Annotated in this window: 15 protein-coding genes; 11 read left to right on the top strand and 4 right to left on the bottom strand. The window is 75.9% G+C overall.

Annotated features, from left to right (window positions below; all coding sequences use genetic code 11):
• Positions 1-40: 40 nt before the first annotated feature.
• From ACIRRH_RS09135 to ACIRRH_RS09160, 6 genes are all read left to right on the top strand, one after another.
• Positions 41-457 (top strand): molybdopterin-binding protein, encoded by a 417-nt coding sequence (locus ACIRRH_RS09135; protein ID WP_403063914.1) that lies wholly within the window; start codon positions 41-43, stop codon positions 455-457.
• Between the two features lie 40 nt (positions 458-497).
• Positions 498-956 carry a hypothetical protein gene (locus ACIRRH_RS09140; protein WP_403063917.1) on the top strand — a complete coding sequence of 153 codons (459 nt, stop codon included), beginning with the start codon at positions 498-500 and terminating at the stop codon, positions 954-956.
• Positions 953-1,657 carry a glycerophosphodiester phosphodiesterase gene (locus tag ACIRRH_RS09145; RefSeq protein WP_403063920.1) on the top strand — a complete coding sequence of 235 codons (705 nt, stop codon included), beginning with the start codon at positions 953-955 and terminating at the stop codon, positions 1,655-1,657. The genes ACIRRH_RS09140 and ACIRRH_RS09145 overlap by 4 nt, the downstream gene beginning before the upstream one ends.
• On the top strand, positions 1,654-2,763 hold the full coding sequence (locus tag ACIRRH_RS09150) for a winged helix DNA-binding domain-containing protein (RefSeq protein WP_403063923.1): 1,110 nt from the start codon (positions 1,654-1,656) through the stop codon (positions 2,761-2,763). Before ACIRRH_RS09145 ends, ACIRRH_RS09150 begins: the two co-directional genes overlap by 4 nt.
• A gap of 100 nt (positions 2,764-2,863) precedes the next feature.
• The gene (locus ACIRRH_RS09155) at positions 2,864-3,964 is read left to right on the top strand and encodes an AI-2E family transporter (protein WP_403063926.1); all 1,101 of its coding nucleotides are present in this window, start codon (positions 2,864-2,866) and stop codon (positions 3,962-3,964) included.
• Between the two features lie 151 nt (positions 3,965-4,115).
• Complete coding sequence (locus tag ACIRRH_RS09160) at positions 4,116-4,994, top strand: virginiamycin B lyase (RefSeq protein WP_403063929.1); 879 nt, start codon at positions 4,116-4,118, stop codon at positions 4,992-4,994.
• Here ACIRRH_RS09160 and ACIRRH_RS09165 read toward each other — a convergent pair.
• The 3 genes from ACIRRH_RS09165 to ACIRRH_RS09175 are packed head-to-tail and all read right to left on the bottom strand — an operon-like array spanning position 4,985 to position 9,481.
• On the bottom strand, positions 4,985-5,542 hold the full coding sequence (locus ACIRRH_RS09165; RefSeq protein WP_403063932.1) for a GAF domain-containing protein: 558 nt from the start codon (positions 5,540-5,542) through the stop codon (positions 4,985-4,987). The two genes, ACIRRH_RS09160 and ACIRRH_RS09165, sit on opposite strands and share 10 nt — an antisense overlap.
• Positions 5,526-6,368: a S8 family peptidase gene (locus ACIRRH_RS09170; RefSeq protein ID WP_403063935.1), complete on the bottom strand. Its 843-nt coding sequence runs from the start codon at positions 6,366-6,368 to the stop codon at positions 5,526-5,528. Before ACIRRH_RS09170 ends, ACIRRH_RS09165 begins: the two co-directional genes overlap by 17 nt.
• The gene (locus tag ACIRRH_RS09175) at positions 6,365-9,481 is read right to left on the bottom strand and encodes an adenylate/guanylate cyclase domain-containing protein (RefSeq protein WP_403063938.1); all 3,117 of its coding nucleotides are present in this window, start codon (positions 9,479-9,481) and stop codon (positions 6,365-6,367) included. Before ACIRRH_RS09175 ends, ACIRRH_RS09170 begins: the two co-directional genes overlap by 4 nt.
• 338 nt (positions 9,482-9,819) lie before the next feature.
• On the opposite strand from ACIRRH_RS09175, the gene ACIRRH_RS09180 reads away from it, so the two are divergent.
• The 3 genes from ACIRRH_RS09180 (at position 9,820) to lanKC (ending at position 13,969) form a co-directional block, all read left to right on the top strand.
• Positions 9,820-9,996 carry a hypothetical protein gene (locus ACIRRH_RS09180; protein WP_403063941.1) on the top strand — a complete coding sequence of 59 codons (177 nt, stop codon included), beginning with the start codon at positions 9,820-9,822 and terminating at the stop codon, positions 9,994-9,996.
• A 157-nt stretch (positions 9,997-10,153) separates the two neighbouring features.
• The gene (locus tag ACIRRH_RS09185; protein WP_403063944.1) at positions 10,154-11,374 is read left to right on the top strand and encodes an MFS transporter; all 1,221 of its coding nucleotides are present in this window, start codon (positions 10,154-10,156) and stop codon (positions 11,372-11,374) included.
• A 48-nt stretch (positions 11,375-11,422) separates the two neighbouring features.
• Positions 11,423-13,969: a class III lanthionine synthetase LanKC gene (gene lanKC / locus ACIRRH_RS09190; protein ID WP_403063947.1), complete on the top strand. Its 2,547-nt coding sequence runs from the start codon at positions 11,423-11,425 to the stop codon at positions 13,967-13,969.
• 17 nt (positions 13,970-13,986) lie between these two features.
• Here lanKC and ACIRRH_RS09195 read toward each other — a convergent pair whose 3' ends face one another.
• Positions 13,987-15,867 (bottom strand): BTAD domain-containing putative transcriptional regulator, encoded by a 1,881-nt coding sequence (locus tag ACIRRH_RS09195; protein WP_403063950.1) that lies wholly within the window; start codon positions 15,865-15,867, stop codon positions 13,987-13,989.
• A 541-nt stretch (positions 15,868-16,408) separates the two neighbouring features.
• Between ACIRRH_RS09195 and ctaD the strand changes: the two genes are divergently transcribed.
• Positions 16,409-18,229: a cytochrome c oxidase subunit I gene (gene ctaD / locus ACIRRH_RS09200; RefSeq protein ID WP_403063952.1), complete on the top strand. Its 1,821-nt coding sequence runs from the start codon at positions 16,409-16,411 to the stop codon at positions 18,227-18,229.
• Positions 18,230-18,340: 111 nt separating this feature from the next.
• Positions 18,341-18,874 (top strand): hypothetical protein, encoded by a 534-nt coding sequence (locus tag ACIRRH_RS09205; protein ID WP_403063955.1) that lies wholly within the window; start codon positions 18,341-18,343, stop codon positions 18,872-18,874.
• Positions 18,875-18,909 lie beyond the last annotated feature (35 nt).

Genomic DNA, 18,909 nt, shown 5'->3' on the forward strand with positions numbered 1-18,909 from the left:
CACCTGCCTCCGGATCTCGAACCACCGTCAGGAGACGCACATGGGCCAGCCCGAGGTGCCGGCCAACCCGTACCGCATCGGCGAGGCCGCGGCGCTGCTCGGCGTCAGCGCCGACACCATGCGGCGCTGGGTGGACGCCGGGCGGGTCGCCGCCGTGCGGGACGAGTACGGGCACCGGATCATCCCGGGTGCCGAGCTCGCCGCCTTCGCCCGGGAGCTGGCCCGGCCGGAGAACGCCGAGGCGGAGGGCCGGCCGTCCTCGGCCCGCAACCGCTTCCCGGGGATCGTCACCGGCGTGGTGCTCGGCGACGTGGCCGCGCAGGTGGAGATCCAGGCCGGGCCCTTCCGGGTGGTGTCGCTGATCAGCCGGGAGTCGGCGGAGGAGCTGAACCTGGTCCCCGGTGCACCCGCCACGGCGGTCATCAAGTCCACCAATGTGATGATCGAGCGGCGCTGACGCTCCCCTCACGAGTCCCGGAACCGAACGAGAGGCCCGGATGCCACCGCCGCACCTGCCGACCACCCAGAGCGCCGTGCTCGCGATCGAGGCCGTGGCCGCCCGGCACGGCCGCACCGTCCGCGCCCAGCACGACATCGGCCGCGACCAGACCTTCGCCGGGCTGGTCGGCCCCGACCGCCCAGGCGACGAACTCGACGGGGAGTCGGGCGCCATCCCGCACGAGGCGCTGCTGGAGTTCGACGGCCGCCCCGCCGTCACCGTCCGGCTGTTCACCCACGACGAGGTCACCGTGACCGTCGAGGGCATCGCCTTCGACGTCGACCGCGACCGCGTCCCCGGTTTCCTGAACGCCGTCTGGTCCGACCTCGTGCACGTCAAGGCGCGCACCTTCCCACCGTCCACCACGCTGATCGTCACCGTCCCGGGGGAGCCGAGCTACCGCGAGGGCATCGGCGTCCACAGCCTCACCCCCTGGCTCGCCGGAAGGATCCGATGAACGCCGTCGCCAAGCCGCTCGCCGTCGCCCACCGCGGCGACCCGTACCGCTTCCGCGAGAACACCCTGCCCTCCGTCGAGTCCGCGCTGGCCGCCGGGGCCGACGCCGTCGAGGTGGACGTCCGGCTCACCCGCGACCGGGTGCCCGTCCTGCTGCACGACCGCACCCTGGAGCGGCTCTGGGGCGACCCGCGCCCGATCGACCGGGTCACCGCCGAACAGCTGGAGGAGCTGCGAGGGGGCCCGCTCGCCGTCCCCACCCTGGCCGAGGCGGTCAAGGCGGTGGCCGCCGTCGAGGGCCGCCGGCTGCTGATCGACCTGGACGACCCCGGGCCGGCCGCCGTCACCTGGTCGGTGGTCACCGGGCTCGGCGCCGAACGGGCGGTCGCCTTCTGCGGCCCCGTCGGCGCCATGCTCGCGGTGCGCGAGCTGAGCCCGGACGCCGAGATCGCGCTCACCTGGAAGCAGCCCCGGATGCCCGTGCGCGCCCTGCTGGACGACCTGCGCCCGCGCTACCTCAACCCGCCGTTCGGCCTGGTCACCACCGAGTTCACCGCCGCCGCGGCGGACGAAGGGCTCGCCGTCTCCACCTGGACCGCCGACCTGCGCCGCACCATGCGCCGACTGCGCGACACCGGGGTCGCCTCCATCACCTCCAACCGGGTCGGCGTCCTGCGCTCGGTGCTGGACGGCCGCCGGTGAGCGTGCCCGCACCGGGACCGGTCCTCGGGCAGCGGGCGCTGGGCCGGGCGCTGCTGGCCCGTCAGCACCTCCTCGCCCGCACCGACCTGGCACCCGCCGCGCTGATCCACCACCTCGGCGGGCTCCAGGCCCAGGCCGCACCCCAGCCGCCCTACCTCGGCCTGCTCGCCCGGCTCGACGGCTTCGCGCCCGAGCAGCTGAGCGCGCTGATCGAACAGCGGGCGGTGGTCCGGATCGCCCTCCAGCGCGGCACCATCCACCTGGTCACCGCCGAGGACTGCCTGACGCTGCGCCCGCTGCTCCAGCCGATGCTGGACCAGGCACTGCGGACCACGTACGGCAAACGGCTCACCGGGCTGGACCTGGACGCGCTCGCCGCCGAGGCCCGCACCCTGGTGGAGGAGGAGCCGCGCACCTTCCAGCAGCTCGGCGCGCTGCTCGCCGCCGGCCGCCCGGACCGCGACCCGGCCGCCCTCGCCCAGGCCGCCCGCTGCCGGCTGCCACTGGTGCAGGTCCCGCCGCGCGGGCTGTGGGGGCGCGGCGGCCCTGCCGCCCACACCACCGCCGAGGCCTGGCTCGGCCGCCCGCTCGACCCGTCGCCCAGCCCGGACGACCTGGTGCTGCGCTACCTCGCCGCCTTCGGCCCGGCCTCCGCGGCCGACCTGCGCAAGTGGTGCGGCCTGGCCGGCCTCGCCCCGGTGCTGCGGCGGCTCGCACCGCGGCTGCTGGCCCTCCGGGACGAGCAGGGCCGGCAGCTGTACGACCTGCCCGAGGCGCCCCGTCCGGACGCGGACACCCCGGCGCCGGTACGGCTGGTCGCCCCGTTCGACAACCTGCTGCTCTCGCACGCGGACCGCACCCGGGTGCTGCCCGAGGAGCACCGGGGCCGGGTGATGACCCAGAACGGCATCGTGCACGGGACGCTGCTGGTGGACGGGCTGGTCGCCGGGACCTGGCGGCTGACCGGCGAGCGGGAGGTGGCCGTCGTTCCCTTCGCGCCGCTGCGCCGGGCCGACCGGCAGGCGGCGGAGGCCGAGGCGGAGCGGGTGCTGGCCTTCGCGGGGGCAGGTGACGAGGGCGCGGTGCGGTTCGAGGCGCCCGAGTAGCTCGTTCGGGTGCTCGCGGCCGGTCCGGCGGGCGGCCCGTCGGAACCTCTGTTGAGCTGGGGCGGTTCGGAATCATCGACGACCCCCGGCGGAGGTGGCCGTGTCCGTGGAGCGCGCGCCCGGCGAGCAACGGCAGTCGGACCGGCGCAGGCCGTACCTGATGCTGCCGCCCGGGCTGCGGCAGGCGGCGGCCTGGTCGGCGGCGGTGATCCTGCTGATCGCCGTCGCCTCGCTGGTGGTCTTCGCGCTGGTCGAACTGCGGGCCGCGACCGTGCCGTTCGTCCTGGCGCTGCTCGGGACCTCGCTGCTCTACCCGGTGGTGCCCTGGCTGGTGCGCCGGGGCGTCGGACGGGGCCTGGCCGCCGGGCTGACCTGCACGGTGCTGGTCGCCGCGGTCGGCGGGGTGATCTCCCTGCTGGTCAACTCCCTGGTGCACAGCGCCCCGCAGATCGCCGCCTCGCTCCCGGAGGCCGGGCGGCGGTTGTCCGTCTGGCTCGGCCCGTTCGGGGCGAAGATCCAGCACGCGCTGAGCAACGCCAAGGGCGAGACCAATTCGCTGCTCTCCGCCCTCACCAACGGCGTGCTCTCGGGGCTCGGCCTGCTCACCCAGCTGGTCACCGGCGGGGTGCTGGCGCTCGCCCTGGTGTTCTTCTTCCTCCGGGACGGCCACCGTACCGGCGACGCCATCCGCTCCTACCTGTCCGAGCGCAGCGCCACGACCGTGATCGCCTGTGCCGAGCGGGCCTTCGACGCGATGGCCGGGTACATGCGCGGCACCACCCTGATCGCCCTGATCGACGCGGGCTTCATCACCATCGGCCTGCTCGCCCTCGGGGTGCCGGGCGCGCCCGGGCTGGGCGCACTGGTCTTCATGGGTGCGTACATCCCGTTCGTCGGCGCCTTCCTGTCCGGCTCGGCGGCCGTCCTGGTGGCCCTCGCCGACGGTGGCCTCGGCACCGGCCTGTGGGCCCTCGGCGTGGTGCTCGCGGTGCAGATGATCGAGGGCAACATCCTCCAGCCGGTCATCCAGAGCCGGACGGTCGAGTTGCATCCGGCCACCATCATGGTCGCCGTGGTGGCCGGCGCCGGGATCGCCGGGATCATCGGCGCCCTGCTCGCCGTCCCGGTCTGTGCCGCCGGGATGGGCGTCGTCTCCGTCCTGCGCGGTGACCCGGGGCGGGCGACGGAGGCGGGGGAGTAGGACGGGCCCGGCAGTCCGGGCGGTCCGGAGCGCGGGCGGGGGACACCGGGGAGGCGCGGTGTCATGACGCCGAATCGGGTTGCCGGGATGGGGGCGGCATGCGAGGATCACTAAAGCGACGCGAGTCGCGATAGTGCCTGGGAGGGGTCGCATGGAACTGATCGAGGTCGCCGAGGCGGGGGCCGGGCCGTACGGGGTGGCCGTGGGGCCCGACGGGGGTGTCTGGTTCACGCTGGTGCACAGCGGGGAGGTCGGGCGGCTGGGCCCGGACGGGACGGTGGAACGCCACGACCTCGGTGCTCCGGAGTGCGGGCCGGCGGTGATCGCGGCGGGGCCGGACGGGGCGCTGTGGTTCAGCCGGATGCGGGACCACCGGATCGGGCGGATCGCGGCCGACGGGGAGGCGGGCTCGTTCGGGCTGCCGACGGAGAACGCCGGGCCGTACGGGATCGCGGCCGGGCCGGACGGTGCGCTCTGGTTCACCGAGTTGAACGCGGACCGGGTCGGGCGGATCACCGTCGACGGCCGGGTGACGGAGTACCCGCTGCCGATCGCCGGGGCCTTCCCGTCACTGATCACCGCGGGCCCGGACGGCGCGCTGTGGTGCACGCTCCACAAGGCGGACGCGGTGGCGAGGGTCGGTACGGACGGCGAGGTGACCGTCCACCGGCTGCCCACCGAGGGCACCGGGCCGGTCGGGATCACCGCCGGGGCGGACGGCGCGCTCTGGTACGTCGGCATCGGCGGCGGGCTGGTCGGGCGGATCACCGTGGACGGGAAGGTGGCGGAGTACCCGCTGGCCGACCGCTCGGCCAGGCCGCACGCGATCGCGGCCAGGCCGGACGGCCGGCTCTGGTTCACCGAGTGGGGCGCCGGCCGGATCGGGGTGCTCACCCCGGACGGGCGGCTCGACGGCCACCCGGTCCCGGGCGAGGGCGCCGAGCCGCACGGCATCGCCGTCGCCCCGGACGGCACGGTGTACGCCGCGCTGGAGCGCGGGCAGATCGCCAGGCTGGATGCTCAGGGCTGACGGCGCAGCAGCTCCTCCAGGTCGGCGAGCAGGCCGAGGGCGGCGGCCCGGTCCGGGACCGGCTCCGGGACGGGGGAGCGCTCGGCGATCACCCGCAGGGCGGCGGCGGCCTGGCGGGCGAACATGGCCAGCAGGTCCAGCTCGGGCAGGCCGGCCCGGGCCCGTGGGGCCGGGTCCAGCACCTCCAGGACGCCGAGCACCCGGCTGCCGTGGGTGAGCGGCGCGGCCATCAGGGCGGTCGGGACGTACGCGGTGGACTCGGCGAAGTCCCGGTCGAAGGTGCGGTTGGCGCCCAGGTCGTCCACCACCATCGGTTCGCCCGAGGCGGCCACCCAGCCGGCGATCCCCCGGCCGGCCGGGAACCGGCGGCCCACCAGCGACTCCTCGCCGCGCCCGGAGACGGCCTGGAAGACCAGCTCCCCGGCCTCCTCGTCGAGCAGGCACACCGAGCCGGCCTGGGCGTCGAAGATCGCCCGGGCGACGTCCACCACGGACTGGAGCAGCTCGCGGGCCAGTGGATCGACGGCGGGGTCAGTGCTGAGGGTCATCGGGCGCCTCCGGGGTGGGGGTGGAAGGGACCTGGACGTTGGCCGCGGTGAGGTAGAGCGCGCTCTTCAGCTGGAAGGTCGTCAGCCGCGGCCGCCGGGACAGGATGCGGGCACAGAGCCCGGCCACGTACGGGGTCGCGAAGCTGTTGCCGGTGGTGCGGATGGTGGCGCCGCCGAGCCAGGGCACCCGGACGTTCTGGCCGGGGGCGAAGAACTCCACCGGGGGCGCCGGGTTGTACAGGTGCAGCTCCGAATCGTCCTCCTGGTGGCTGCCCACCGAGATGACCGAGGAGAACCGCCACGGGTAGCTCTCCACCGGGGTGTTGTGGGCGGAGGCGACGATCGCGGTGCGGGCGAAGAAGGCGTCGTCGGCGATCGCGTGCAGCTCCTCCAGGAAGCGGGCCCGGGTGGTGGAGAGGCTCAGGTTGACCACGTCGAAGCCCTGCCCGACGGCCCAGCGCAGACCGGCGATCAGCATGTCGCCGGTGCCGGTGAAGCGCTCGCCGAGGACCCGGACGCTGTAGAGCTCGCAGTCCGGGGCGGTGCGGCGGATGATGCCCGCGCAGGCGGTGCCGTGCCCGCAGGTGTCGCCGGCGGTGTCGGGGCGGACGGTGAGCTCCCGGGTGACCGGGTCCTTGACCACCGCCCAGGAGCCCTGCAGGGGCCCGACCAGTGGGTGGTCGGGCTCGACCCCGGAGTCGACCACGCAGACCCGCACGCCCTTGCCGGTGCCGTCGCTGCCGTCGGCGAGGCGGTCGGCGAGCACCGGGAGCTCGGCGGGGGTGCGGTCGCGCAGGCTCCAGGTGAGGCCGGCCCGGCCGCTCACCGGGTGCCTCCGAGCCGCTCGGCGCGCCGCACGCCCGGCAGGTGGCCCTTGGCGGCGAACCGGTCCCGGGCGGTGGCGGCGGCCACCGCGGCCTCGGCGGGGCGGTCGAGCAGCAGCAGGGCGTGCGCCCGGTCGAGCGCGGTCAGCGCCTGGAGCAGCAGCGACTCGGTGGCCTCGGCGGCGGCCAGGGCGGCGGCGGTCAGGTCCAGCGCCGGTGCGGCCTCGCCCCGGGCGGCGGCGAGCCGGCCGCGCAGCGCGTCCAGCTCGACCGCGAGCACCGGGGGCAGCGGGGCGACGGCGTCCGCGCCGTCCAGGTGGCGGGCGGCCTGGGCCGGGCGGTCGGTGTCCAGCAGGACCCGGGCGGTGGTCAGGGCGAGGCGCGGCAGCGGGGCGGCGCTGCCCTGGTGGCGGGCGATCTCGGCGGCGTCGGCGAGCAGGTCCAGCGCCTGGCCGCTCTGCCCGAGCGCGGCCGCCGCCTGGGCGGTCAGCGCGGGCAGCGCGACCATCGCCTCGGCCAGCGACAGCTCCCCGGCCAGGCCGTTCGCCTCGGCGAGCAGCAGCTCGGCCTCCTCGGGGCGGTCGCGCAGCGCCAGCAGCACGGCCAGCGGGCCGTTCAGCGCGACCCGGACGGTCCGCCGGCCGGTGCCGTGCTCGGCGAGCAGGGCGCGCAGCCGGAAGGTCGCGTTCGGGACGGGCTCGGAGCCGGCCAGCAGCGAGGCGGCCAGCGCGGCCAGCACGGCGGCCCGGTCCAGCTCGGCGTCGGTGCGCGAGACCTGGTCGAGCGCCTGGTCCAGCAGCTGCTCGGCCTCGGTGTGCCGGCCGGCCAGCAGGTGCTCCTCGGCCAGCCGCAGCCCGGCCCGGGCCCGGCCTAGGTCGTCCCCGCTGTCGGTGAACAACGGCAGCACGGCGCGGGCGGTCGCGGCGGGCTGGTCCTGGCCGGGCGGCAGGCCGCGGGCGGCCAGGGTGAGCCGGGCGTGCGCGGCGTCCAGCGGGTCGGCGGCCGCGTCCCGTACCTGGGCGAGGACGGGCAGCGCCTCCTCGGAGCGGCCGAGCGCCAGCCGGGCCTCGCCGAGGCGGCGCAGCGCGGGGCCGGCGGCGCGCTCGCCCGGGTAGTGCAGCCGGACGGCGCGCTCCAGCAGGTCGGTGGCGGCGGGCAGGTCGGCGCGGGCCAGCGCGCCGGCCCCTGCGGCGCCGAGGGCGGCGGCCGCGCGGGTGCGCAGCACGTCGGTGCGGGTGTCCAGCAGGCCGAGTTCGAGCCGGTAGCGGTGGGCGCGCTCCAGGTGGCCGCCGACGGCGGCGTCCCCGGTGGAGCGGACGGCCGGCAGGCCGGCGGCGCGTTCGTGGCGTTCGGCGCGGGCCCGCTTGGACATCGACTGGTAGACCGACTCCTGGACCAGACCGCTGCTGAACCGGTAACCGGTGCCGGTCGGTTCGACCAGCCGCAGCTCGGCCAGCCGGGCCAGCGCGGCGTGCAGCCGCGGCGGGGTGTCGTCGCCCCCGGCGGACGGGTCGGCCGGCAGGCCGTCGATCGGGCCGGTGAAGACGTCGTCCTGCGGGTCCGCGAAGGCGTCCTGGTCGCTGCCGCCGTGGGCGAGTTCGGCGAGTTCGGCGGCGGTGAAGGCGCGGCCGAGGACGGCGGCGAGGTCGAGGGTGGCGCGCTCGTCGCGCTCCAGCCCGTCGATCTGGGCGCTGAGCAACGCCCGTCCGGTGGGCGGCAGTTCGTCGGCCAGGGCGGGACCCTCGGCCTCGGTGAGGGCGGCCAGCAGCTCCTCCAGGTGCAGCGGGTTGCCCTCGGCGCGCTCCAGCAGCCGGGTGGGCACCGCGTCCTGGTGGGCGCTCAGTTCGGTCAACTGGGCGGCCAGCAGGGCGGATTCGTCCCAGGACAGGCCGCCGACCGGCAGCGTCGGCAGCTCCGGACGGGCCGCCGGGAGCTCGGGGCGGGCCAGGCAGAGCAGCAGTACGGGGGCGGCGCCGAGTTCGGCCGTCAGCCACTCGGCGGCGTCCAGCAGCACCGGGCCGGCCCACTGGCAGTCGTCCAGGACCAGGACGGCCGGGCGTTCGACGGTGCGGCCGCGCAGGATCGCGGCCAGCAGCTCCAGCGAGCGGCGGGCGTCGAGGCCCGGCGCCGTCGCCTCGTCCAGCCGTGCCAGCGCCTCGGCGGGGGCGGCACCCTCGGGCTCGTCCAGCAGGGTCCGGACCGCCTCGGCGAGCGGCGCCAGCACGCCCTGCTCGCCGAAGCTGCGGCAGCGGGCGGTGCCGCAGCGCGCGGTGCGCCGGCCGACCCGCTCGCGCCACTCGCGCACCAGCCGGGTCTTGCCGATGCCCGCCTCGCCGGCCACCAGCAGCAGCTCGGCCCCCTGGCCGCCCGCTACCCGGGCCAACGCGGCGTCCAGCTGGGCCAGTTCGCGCTCCCGGCCGACCAGCGGGACGTCGAAGCGGCGCAGCAGCTCCGGGTCGTCCTCGTCCAGGCCGAGCAGGCGGTAGGCGGTGACCGGCTCGGCCTTGCCCTTGAGACGCAGCGGGCCGACCTCGTCCACCTGGGCGGCCGGGCCGGCCGCGCGCAACGTCTGCGGGCCGATCAGCACCTGGCCGGGCGCGGCCTGGGTCTGCAGCCGGGCGGCGATGTTCACGGTCTCGCCGGAGATCAGCGCCTGGCGCGCCGAGGCGTCCGAACCCGCCACCACCTGGCCGGTGTTGACGCCGATCCGGACATCCAGGCGGACCCCGAGGGTGGCGTCCAGCTCGGTGTTGAGGTCCTCCAGGTCCTCCAGCATGGCGAGCGCGGCGGCCAGCGCCCGGTGGGCGTCGTCCTCGCGGATCACCGGGACGCCGAAGACGGCCATCACGGCGTCCCCGATGAACTTCTCCAGGGTGCCGCCGTGCGCCTCGATCCGGCGGTGCATCCGCTCGAAGTAGCGCAGGATCACCTCGCGCAGGGTCTCCGGGTCGAGCGCGCCGGACAGGGCGGTGGAGTCGACCAGGTCGCAGAAGACCACCGTGACCAGCTTGCGCTCCTCGGCGGCCAGGTCGAGGGCAGCGCTCCGGGGGGTGCCGCAGGAGGGGCAGAACTGGTCGTTGGTGCCGACGAGCTGGGCGCAGAGTGGGCAGGGCATGGTGGCCGTCCTTCGGTCGTCCTTCGCTGTGCGGGCGTGCGCGGCGGAGCGGAACGGGTGTGCACGGGCGTTCCGGGCCAGGGTTGCGGCCGTGGCTTCGGGCCCGGTTGGAGAACGCCCGGCGAACGGTATGGCCGCAGGTGGAGCGGGACGAGGGGGCCGCCCGGGAGGGCCGGCCAGGGGCCCCGCAGGCCGGCGCAGCCGCGCCGGCCTGCGGACATACCGACCCCCAACCGGCCCCGAAGCCGGGCGCAGCCGGCCCTCCCCAGCATGGTGGGCAACGGCGGGCAGCCGCTCGCCGGAGCCCTAAACACCCCCATGCGGAAGGGAGTTCGACCATGGCCGAGAACATGGAGCAGCAGAACGTCGGCGAGAACGGCGAGGAGACCCCGGAGGTCGAGGCGCACGCCGCCAACATCCTGGACCTCCAGTCGATGAAGGTCCTGAGCGAGGCCTCCGACGGCAGCTGCTTCAGCCTGATCAGCTACGTCCGGGGCGCCGAGACCACCGCCTGAGCGGAGTCCTGACGCCGGGCCGTGCACGGGGGCGGACGCACCACCGCCCCCGGCCGCCGGCCCCCGCAAGGCTTCCGGGGCGGTCCCGTCGCGACGGGACCGCCCCGGCCCGATCCGCACCCCCTAGGGTGCCCCCCGCCGACCACGGAGGACGGCCATGGAACCCACCCCGCTCGCCCGCAACCGGGACTTCCGGCTGCTCTGGGTCGGCGGCCTGCTGGCCTCGCTCGGCTCCCAACTCGCCTCGATCGCCCTGCCGTTGCTGGTCCTGCGGGAGACCGGCTCGGCCGTCGAGGCGGGCGCCATCGGCACCGTCTCGGTCGGCGCGCTGCTGCTCACCACGCTGCCCGGCGGGGTGCTCGCCGACCGGATCGAGCGGCGGCGGCTGCTGCGGATCTGCGACGTGTTCAGCCTGCTCGCGGTCAGCGCCCTGGTCGTCGCCGTGCTGTGCGGGTACACCCCGCTGCCGCTGGTCCTGCTGGTCGCCGCCGCCGGGGCACTGATCTCCAGCGTCTACGGGCCCGCCGCCGGCGCCCTGCTGCGCGCGGTGGTGCCCACCGGGCAGGCCCGCGAGGCCTCCTCCCGGATGCAGGCGCGCGGCGCCGCCGCCCGGCTGATCGGACCGCTCGGTGGTGGGGCGCTGTTCGCCTGGCACCCGGTGCTGCCGTTCCTCGCCGAGGGCGTCGGGCTGCTGCTGTCCACGGTCTGCGTGGCGCTGATGCGGACCCGCTCGCTGCCCGCCACGGCGAGCGGACCGGTGTTCAGCCGGGCCGAGCTGACCGCCGGACTGGCCTTCATCTGGCACCAGCCCTACCTGCGAACCCTGCTGCTGATCTTCGGCCTCGGGATGAACTTCGCGTTCAGCGCGCTGATGTTCGCCACCCTGGCGGTCGCCTCCGACGGCGGCCACTCCGGCATCGGCGGTGGCACGGTCGTCTCCTGCACCGCGGCCGGCGCCCTGGCCGGCGCGTTGCTCGCCCCGAGACTCGGTGCCCGGGCCCGGGACGGCAGCCTGGTCGCGCTCGCCTGCTGGGCCTGCGCGCTCACCGCCGGGGTGCTGGTGCTGACCCGGGTTCCGCTGCTGATCGGGCTGCTCTGCGCGGCCTGCATGTGCCTGTCCACCGTCGCCAGCATCGGCTTCGTCTCCGGGATGCTGGTCGCCGCGCCGCCCGACCGGATCGGCCGGGTGCAGAGCGCGGCCGGCTTCCTGTCCACGCTGGTCCAGCCGTTCGGCCCGCTGGTCGGCGGCACCCTGCTCGGCTCGCTCGGCGGCACCCGGACCTTCGCCCTGCTGGCCCTGGCCATCGCGCTCTGCGCGGCCGTGGTCACCTGGGCGCCGCCGGTCCGGCGCGGGCCGGTGCTGAGCCCCGCCGTCTGAACACCGCGCCGTCTGAACACCGCCCGCTCCCGGAAGAGGAGGTGCGCCATGGCCGGCGCCCACGAGATCCAGCTGTACTGCCTCGCCGACCCGACGTACTACGACACCCCGGGACGGCTGCGGGACCGGGAGAGCCGCTACCCGCTGGGCCTCGGCGAGCCGCCCGAAGGCTGGCGGCGTGAGCAGCGCGGGCTGTGGACGGTGCTGCGGCCCGACGGCTCCCGGCTGCCGGAACAGGGCTGGAAGCTGCACGTGTCGGCGACGGCGGACGGCGCCGAGCGGACGCTGGCCGCCGTCGCGCGGATCTGTGTCGCCCGGCGGGTGGCGTTCAAGTTCCTGCGCAGCCCGGCGGCGCTGCGGGTGGCGAACGGCAAGTCCGCGGGGCGGGGCAGCAGCGGCAAGTTCGTCACCGTCTACCCGGCCACGGAGGGCGAATTCCTCGCGCTGGCCGAAGAGTTGGCGCAGGCACTGGACGGCTTTCCCGGACCGTACGTGCTCACCGACCTGCGGATCGGCAACGCGCCGGTGTACGCCCGCTACGGGGCCTTCGTCGAGCTGTGGTGCCAGGACGAGGCCGGACAGCCCGTCCCGGCCCTGCGGGACCCCTCCGGCACGCTGGTGCCGGACTCGCGCGAGCCGGTGTTCCGGCTGCCCGGGTGGGTCGAGCCGCCTGCGGCGCTGCGCCCGTACCTGGCAGCCCGGGAGGCGGCCGGCGGGGACCTGCCGTACCACATCGTCGAGGTGCTCCGGTTCTCCAACGCCGGCGGGATCTACCTGGCCGAGGGGCACGGCACCGGCGAGCGGGTGGTGCTGCGCGAGGCCCGCCCGCACGCCGGGCTGGACCGTGCCGGGGCGGACGCGCTGACCCGGCTGCGGCGCGAGCAGTGGGCGCTGGAACGGCTGGCCGGGCTGGAGTGCGTGCCCCGGCTGCACGAGGTGCGCACGGTCTGGGAGCACACCTTCCTGGTGCAGGAGCACATCGAGGGCGTCCAGCTGTTCGACGAGGCGATCCGGCGCTACCCGCTGGTGCACCAGAACTGCACCGCGGAGCAGCGCGCCGAGTACGCCTGCTGGGTGGGCGGGGTGGTGGCGGGGCTGGAGGAGGCGCTCGGTGCCCTGCACGAGCGGGGCGTGCGGTTCGGGGACCTGCACCCGGCCAACGTGCTGCTCCGGCCCGACGGGTCCGTGGTGCTGGTGGACTTCGAGTACGCGGCCGAGCTGGACGACCGGCGGGTGCCGGTGGCCGGCGCGGCCGGACCGCGCGTCCCGCCCGGCCTGGACGGCGCCGAGGCCGACCGGTACCTGCTGTGGGTGACCTGGCTGATGCTGCTGATGCCGGTGCTGGAACTGGCCGACTGCGATCCGGGAAAGCTCCCGGCGCTGGAGCGGCGGGCACGTGAGTGGTTCGGACTGGGCGAGGAGGAGGGGCCGGTGCGGCCCGGAGCCGTGGCACTGGTGGAGTCGGCGAGCGAGCGGCGCGGGCGGGAGCTGCTGGACGGGCCCTCGCTGGGCCCGGTGCGCCGGGAGCTGATCGCGGGCATCCACGCCGGCGCCACCCCGGACCGGCCGGACCGGCTCTTCCCCGGGGACGTGGCCGGCTTCGCCGACGGCGGTACGGGCGTGGCGCACGGCGCGGCGGGCGTGCTGTACGCGCTGCACCGCGCAGGGGCCGACTGGCCGCAGGAGTACGCGGACTGGCTGGTCGCCGCGGTGCGCCGGCGGGCGGACCGCCCGGGCAGCGGGGGGCTGTACGACGGGCCGCTCGGCACCGCGCTGGTGCTGGCCCGGATCGGCCGGGCGGAGGCGGCGGAGGAACTGCTTGAGCGGACCCGTACGGCCCGCCCGGCGCGGGAGGCGGGCCTGTTCGGCGGCCGGGCCGGTGCCGCGCTCGCCCGGCTGCGGCTGGCGGACGAGCTGGACAGCCCCCGGGAGCTGGCCCACGCACTGGACGACGCACGGGAGCTGGCCGCGGTGCTGCGCGGCGAGCCGGCACCCGGGCTGGACGAGCCCGCAGCCGCCGGGCTGCTGTACGGGCCGGCCGGCATCGCGCTGCTGCACCTGCGGCTGTACCGGCGGACCGGCGAGCGGTGGCTGCTGGACGCCGGGCGGACGGCGCTGGAGCGGGCGGTGGCACGGTGCGTCCGGGTGCCCGACGGGTCGATGCAGGTACTGGAGGCCGGGCGCAGGCTGGCGTACCTGGACCGGGGCAGCAGCGGGATCGCGCTGGTGGTGCGGGAGTACCTGGAGCACGGGGAGCTGCCGGGCGGCGAGGCCTTCCTGACGGACGTGCGGAAGGTCTGCGCGCCCGGGTTCATCCGGGAGCCGGGGCTGTTCCGGGGGCGGGTCGGGCTGACGCTGGCGCTGGACCGGCTGGGCGGGGCGCCGGCGCGGGAGGCCGTGCTCGGGCAGGTGCGCAAGCTCCAGTGGCACCTGGTGGCCCGGCCGGAGGGGCTGCTGGTGCCCGGGATGTGGCTGCGGCGCTTCTCGGCGGACCTGCACACGGGGGCGGCGGGGGTGCTGCTGGCACTGTGCGGGCTGGAGGGGGAACGCGGGGAGGAGCGGGCGGACGTGCTGGACCTGCTGACCCTGGGGTGAGCAGGCCCGCGGCCTCATCAGGACGGTGCCGGCGCCCCGAGGGCCTGCGCCGCGCGCTCCCGGGCGTGCAGGTGGGTGAGCCGGGGCAGGGCGTACAGGGCGGCGTGGGCAGTGACCTCGCCGGTGGGGGAGGTGACCGTCCCGGTGTCGGTGAGCGCCTCCAACGTGTGCAGGGCGAGCCGTTCGGGCCGGCCGAGGGCGGCGGCGGCCTCCGGGAGGGTGAAGAGCAGGGCGAGCGGCAGGGCGGCGAGCCGGGCGAGGGCCAGCCGGCCCTGGTCGGTGAGGTCGCGCCAGCCGGAGTCCAGCCGGGCGCGGACGGTGACGTCCCCGGCGACCAGTTCGTCCAGGGCGCCCGCCGGGTCCTCCAGGCGGGCCGCGTACTCGGCGAGCGGGAGGTGGCGCAGCACGGCCAGCCGGGTGCCCGCGACCCGTACGGCCAGCGGCAGCAGCCCGCAGGCGGCCACGATCCGGGCGGCGGCCGCGCGGTCGGCGCCGGTCCGGCCGGTGCCGACGATCCGGCCGAGCAGGTCCAGGGCCTCGGTGGGGGCGAGCGGCGGGACGGCGATGCGGCGCACCGAGGCGAGCCCGGCCAGCTGGCTGCGGGACGTGACCAGCACGGCGCTCGGGCCGAAGCCCGGCAGCAGCTCGCGGACCGCGGCCTCGCCGGGGGCGTCGTCCAGGATCAGCAGCAGCCGGCGCCCGGCGAGCGAGGCGCGCCAGAGGGCGGCGGCCTGGCCCGTGTCGGTGCGACCGGAGTCGGCGGGCCCCGGCCCGGCCGGTGCGGCGCCCGGACGGCCGGTCAGGGCGGCGAGTTCGGCGAGCACCTCGGGCAGCGGGCGGGTGGTGCCGTCCTCGGCGCGCAGCCGGACCAGCACCCGGCCGTCCGGGAAGCGGTCGGCGAGCAGGTGGCCGGCGTGCACGGCGAGCGCGGTCTTGCCGCTGCCGGCCGGGCCGGAGAGCACCGCGACGCGTCCGCCGCCCTCGCCCAGCTCGTCGACGAGGTCCCGTAGTTCGTCGGTTCTGCCGGTGAAGTCGGCGGTGTCGGCGGGCAGCAGGGCGCCGTTCGGGGCGGCGCCGCGCTCCGGGCGGGCGGCGGTGGGCCGGGAGCGGCCGCGGGCGAGCAGTTCGCGGTAGCGGGCGGTCAGCGCGGGGCTGGGCTCCAGGCCCAACTCGCGGGCGAGCAGTTGGCGGTGGGTGTCGTAGACGGCGAGCGCCTCGGCCTGGCGGCCGGACAGGTGGAGGGCGTTCATCCGGGCGGCCTGGAGGCGTTCGCGCAGCGGGTGGCGCTCGGCGAGCTCGGCCAGGTCCTCGGCGACGGCGCCGGCGTTGCCGAGCTCCAGCTCGGTCTCCGCCCAGTCCTCGTGGACGCCCAGGCAGCGGGCCTCCAGGCGGTCCGCCTCCGCCTCGACGGCGGGCGAGCAGCGCAGGTCGGCGAGCGGCGGGCCCTGCCACAGGTCGAGGGCCTGGCGCAGCAGGCGGGCGGCGGGGGCGAGCGCTCCGCCGTCGGCGGCGGCCCGGCCGGCCCGGGCGAGGGCGCGGAAGCGGAGCAGGTCCAGCTCGGGCTCGGCGACCCGCAGCAGGTAGCCGGCGGCCGAGTGGACGAGCCGGTCGGGCCCCTCCTCGCGGCCGAGCAGGGTGCGCAGGGTGCAGACGTAGACCTGGAGGTTCTTCCGGGCGGTGCGCGGCGGTTCCTCGGGCCAGAGCGCGTCGGTGAGCAGGTCGACCGGGACGGCGGTGTTGGCGCGGCTCAGCAGGACGGCCAGCACCAGCCGCTGCTTCAGGGGTCCGAGGGCCAGCGGGCGGCCGCCGGCCTCGCCGGTGACCGGGCCGAGCACGGAGAAGTGCAGCCGGGCGGGGGTGGCGGTCCGGGCGGGGGTGGCGGGCTGGGCCAGGGGCATCGGCGTACCTCCGGAGCGTGGGCGGCGGCAGTGTGACGGGGCGGCCGTGCGGTGGTGGGCGCAGGCTACTTGACGGTCGATCGACGCTGAAGGGCACGGAATCGGCCGGGTTCGGTCACGTCGTGCACACAAGCGGGGTGTCGGCGGGTGGGTCGGACGGTGGGTGTCGCACGGCTGTGCGGACGGTGTTCCGGCAGGTCGGGCGGGGTGGCGGGGGCCTGCCGGGCCGGGTGGACGGACGGCTCGCGGGGGGCCTTCGGGCGCGGGCGCGGGGTGGTGGGCAGGGGCGCGTTCCGGCGGTTCTCGACCGGGGCTCCGCGCCGTGGTGAGCGCGGCCCGAGCGGGCGGGCCATCGCGCCGGCGGTCACCCGACGGCGGGTCAGGAGGTCCCGGTCCCGCGGTCGGGAGGTCCCGGTCGGGACCCGGGAACTCGGGCCCAGCGGCCCCTGGCGGGCGGGCCGAAGGGCCCTGGGTCGCGGAGGCGGCCTGTTCGGATCATGGATCGCCATCCATTCGTACGATGTTCCGAAGGAGTGCGTCCTTGAGCGCCACCCAGGCACAGGGCGACCCCACCTCACCGCCAACGGCCCTTCCCGCAGGGGCGGCCAGGCCGAGGAGGCCCGGTTCGGCCGCGGTCAGACTGCTGACCACCACCGACCACAAGACGATCGGCACCATGTACCTGGTGTCCTCGTTCGCGTTCTTCCTGATCGGCGGCATCCTCGCCCTGGTCATGCGCGCCGAACTCGCCCGGCCCGGAACGCAGATCCTCTCCAACGAGCAGTTCAACCAGGCCTTCACCATGCACGGCTCGGTGATGCTGCTGCTGTTCGCGATGCCGCTGTTCACCGGATTCGCCAACTGGATCATGCCGCTCCAGATCGGCGCGCCGGACGTCGCCTTCCCGCGTCTGAACATGCTGTCCTACTGGCTGTTCATGTTCGGCTCGCTGATAGCCGCGGCCGGCTTCGCGACCCCGCAGGGCGCCGCCGACTTCGGCTGGTTCCTCTACGCGCCGCTGTCCGACGCGATCCACTCGCCCGGCGTCGGCGCCGACATGTGGATCATGGGCGTGACGCTGTCCGGCTTCGGCAGCATCTTCGGCGCCGTCAACTTCATCACCACCATCATCTGCATGCGCGCGCCCGGAATGACCATGTTCCGGATGTCCATCTTCTGCTGGAACGTGCTGCTCACCTCGGTGCTGGTGCTGCTGGTCTTCCCGGTGCTGGCCGCCGCGCTGCTGGCGCTGGAGTGCGACCGCAAGTTCGGCTCGCACGTCTTCGACCCGGCCAACGGCGGGGCGATGCTCTGGCAACACCTGTTCTGGTTCTTCGGGCATCCCGAGGTCTACATCCTGGCGCTGCCGTTCTTCGGGATCGTCTCGGAGGTCATCCCGGTGTTCAGCCGCAAGCCGATGTTCGGCTACGCCGGCCTGATCGCCGCGACGGTGGCCATCGCGGGTCTGTCGGTGACGGTGTGGGCGCACCACATGTACGTCACCGGACAGGTGCTGCTGCCGTTCTTCTCCTTCATGACCTTCCTGATCGCGGTCCCGACCGGTGTGAAGTTCTTCAACTGGGTCGGCACCATGTGGAAGGGCTCGCTGAGCTTCGAGACCCCGATGCTCTGGACGGTCGGCTTCCTGGTCACCTTCCTGTTCGGCGGCCTGACCGGCGTGCTGCTCGCGGCCCCGCCGATCGACTTCCACGTCTCGGACTCGTACTTCGTCGTCGCCCACTTCCACTACACGCTGTTCGGCACCGTGGTGTACGCGATGTTCGCCGGCTTCCACTTCTGGTGGCCCAAGATGACCGGGAAGAAGCTCGACGAGCGGCTCGGCCGGATCACCTTCTGGACGCTGACCGTCGGCTTCAACGCCACCTTCCTGGTCCAGCACTGGCTGGGCGTGGAGGGCATGCCGCGCCGCTACGCCGACTACCTGGCCTCGGACGGCTTCACCACCCTGAACACCGTCTCCACCATCGGCTCGTTCCTGCTCGGCCTGTCGATCCTGCCGTTCCTCTACAACGTCTGGAAGACCGCCAAGTACGGCGAGAAGGTCACCGAGGACGACCCGTGGGGCTGGGGCCGCTCGCTGGAGTGGGCGACCTCCTGCCCGCCGCCGCGGCACAACTTCGTCAAGCTGCCGCGGATCCGCTCCGAATCCCCGGCCTTCGACCTCCACCACCCGGACATCGCGGCCCGGGACGTGCTGGAGCACAGCGGGAAGCCCGCCAAGCACCTGGGCGACGTGGAGCCGGCGAAGTACGACCGGCCGCTGAGCCGGGCGGACCGGGCGGCCTCCGCCCTCGCCTCCCGGCCCTCCGCGCCCACCGATCCGTCCTCCTCGGGCGGCTGAGCCCGCTCCCCCCGAACGCCGTCCCCGCCCGTGTCGCTGCCCCCGGGCGGGCGGGGACGGCCTGTCCGCTCCTCACCCTCCTCACCCCTTCGTGACCAGGAAGGCCGGGTCGTGAACCACACCGTTCTCGCCATCGGCACCGCCGCCCTCACCGCGAGCGGCTGTGTCTGGTACCTGCCCGCCATCGCCGACCTCCAGGCCGGCGCGGACCGGCCCCGCTCCACCCGCACGGCCGCCGCGGCCTGCGTGCTGTGGTGGGCCGGGCTCGCGCTGACGGGCGGGCTGCTGCTCGTGCTGTCGGACTGGCGGCCCGCCGCGCAGGTCGCGCTCGCCGGACTGGTCGGCGGCGCGGCCCTGCGGCTGCGGGCCTTCTGGGACCGCCGTCGGGAGGTACGGGAGACGGCGGCCCGCTGGGCCGCCCTGGACGCCGGGCCCGCCCCGCGCTCCGGCCGGCCGCCGGCACTGGCCCTGGCCGGATGGCTGGTGGTCGGCGCGGCCGTCGCCTCGCTCGGGGCGGTGGCCATCCTGCTGTCGGGCAGCGGCGAGGTCGTGCCCCGGGTGATGCTCGCGGCGGTCAGCGGTGCGGCCGTCGCGCTCGCGTTCCTGCTGATGGGGCTGGGGAACGTACGGCGCCAGGGGCGCTGAGAGCGTTCCTGGCCGGCGGCCCGGGCACTGTGGCC

It is taken from the genome of Kitasatospora sp. NPDC101235, assembly GCF_044767505.1.
Classification (GTDB): Bacteria; Actinomycetota; Actinomycetes; order Streptomycetales; family Streptomycetaceae; genus Kitasatospora.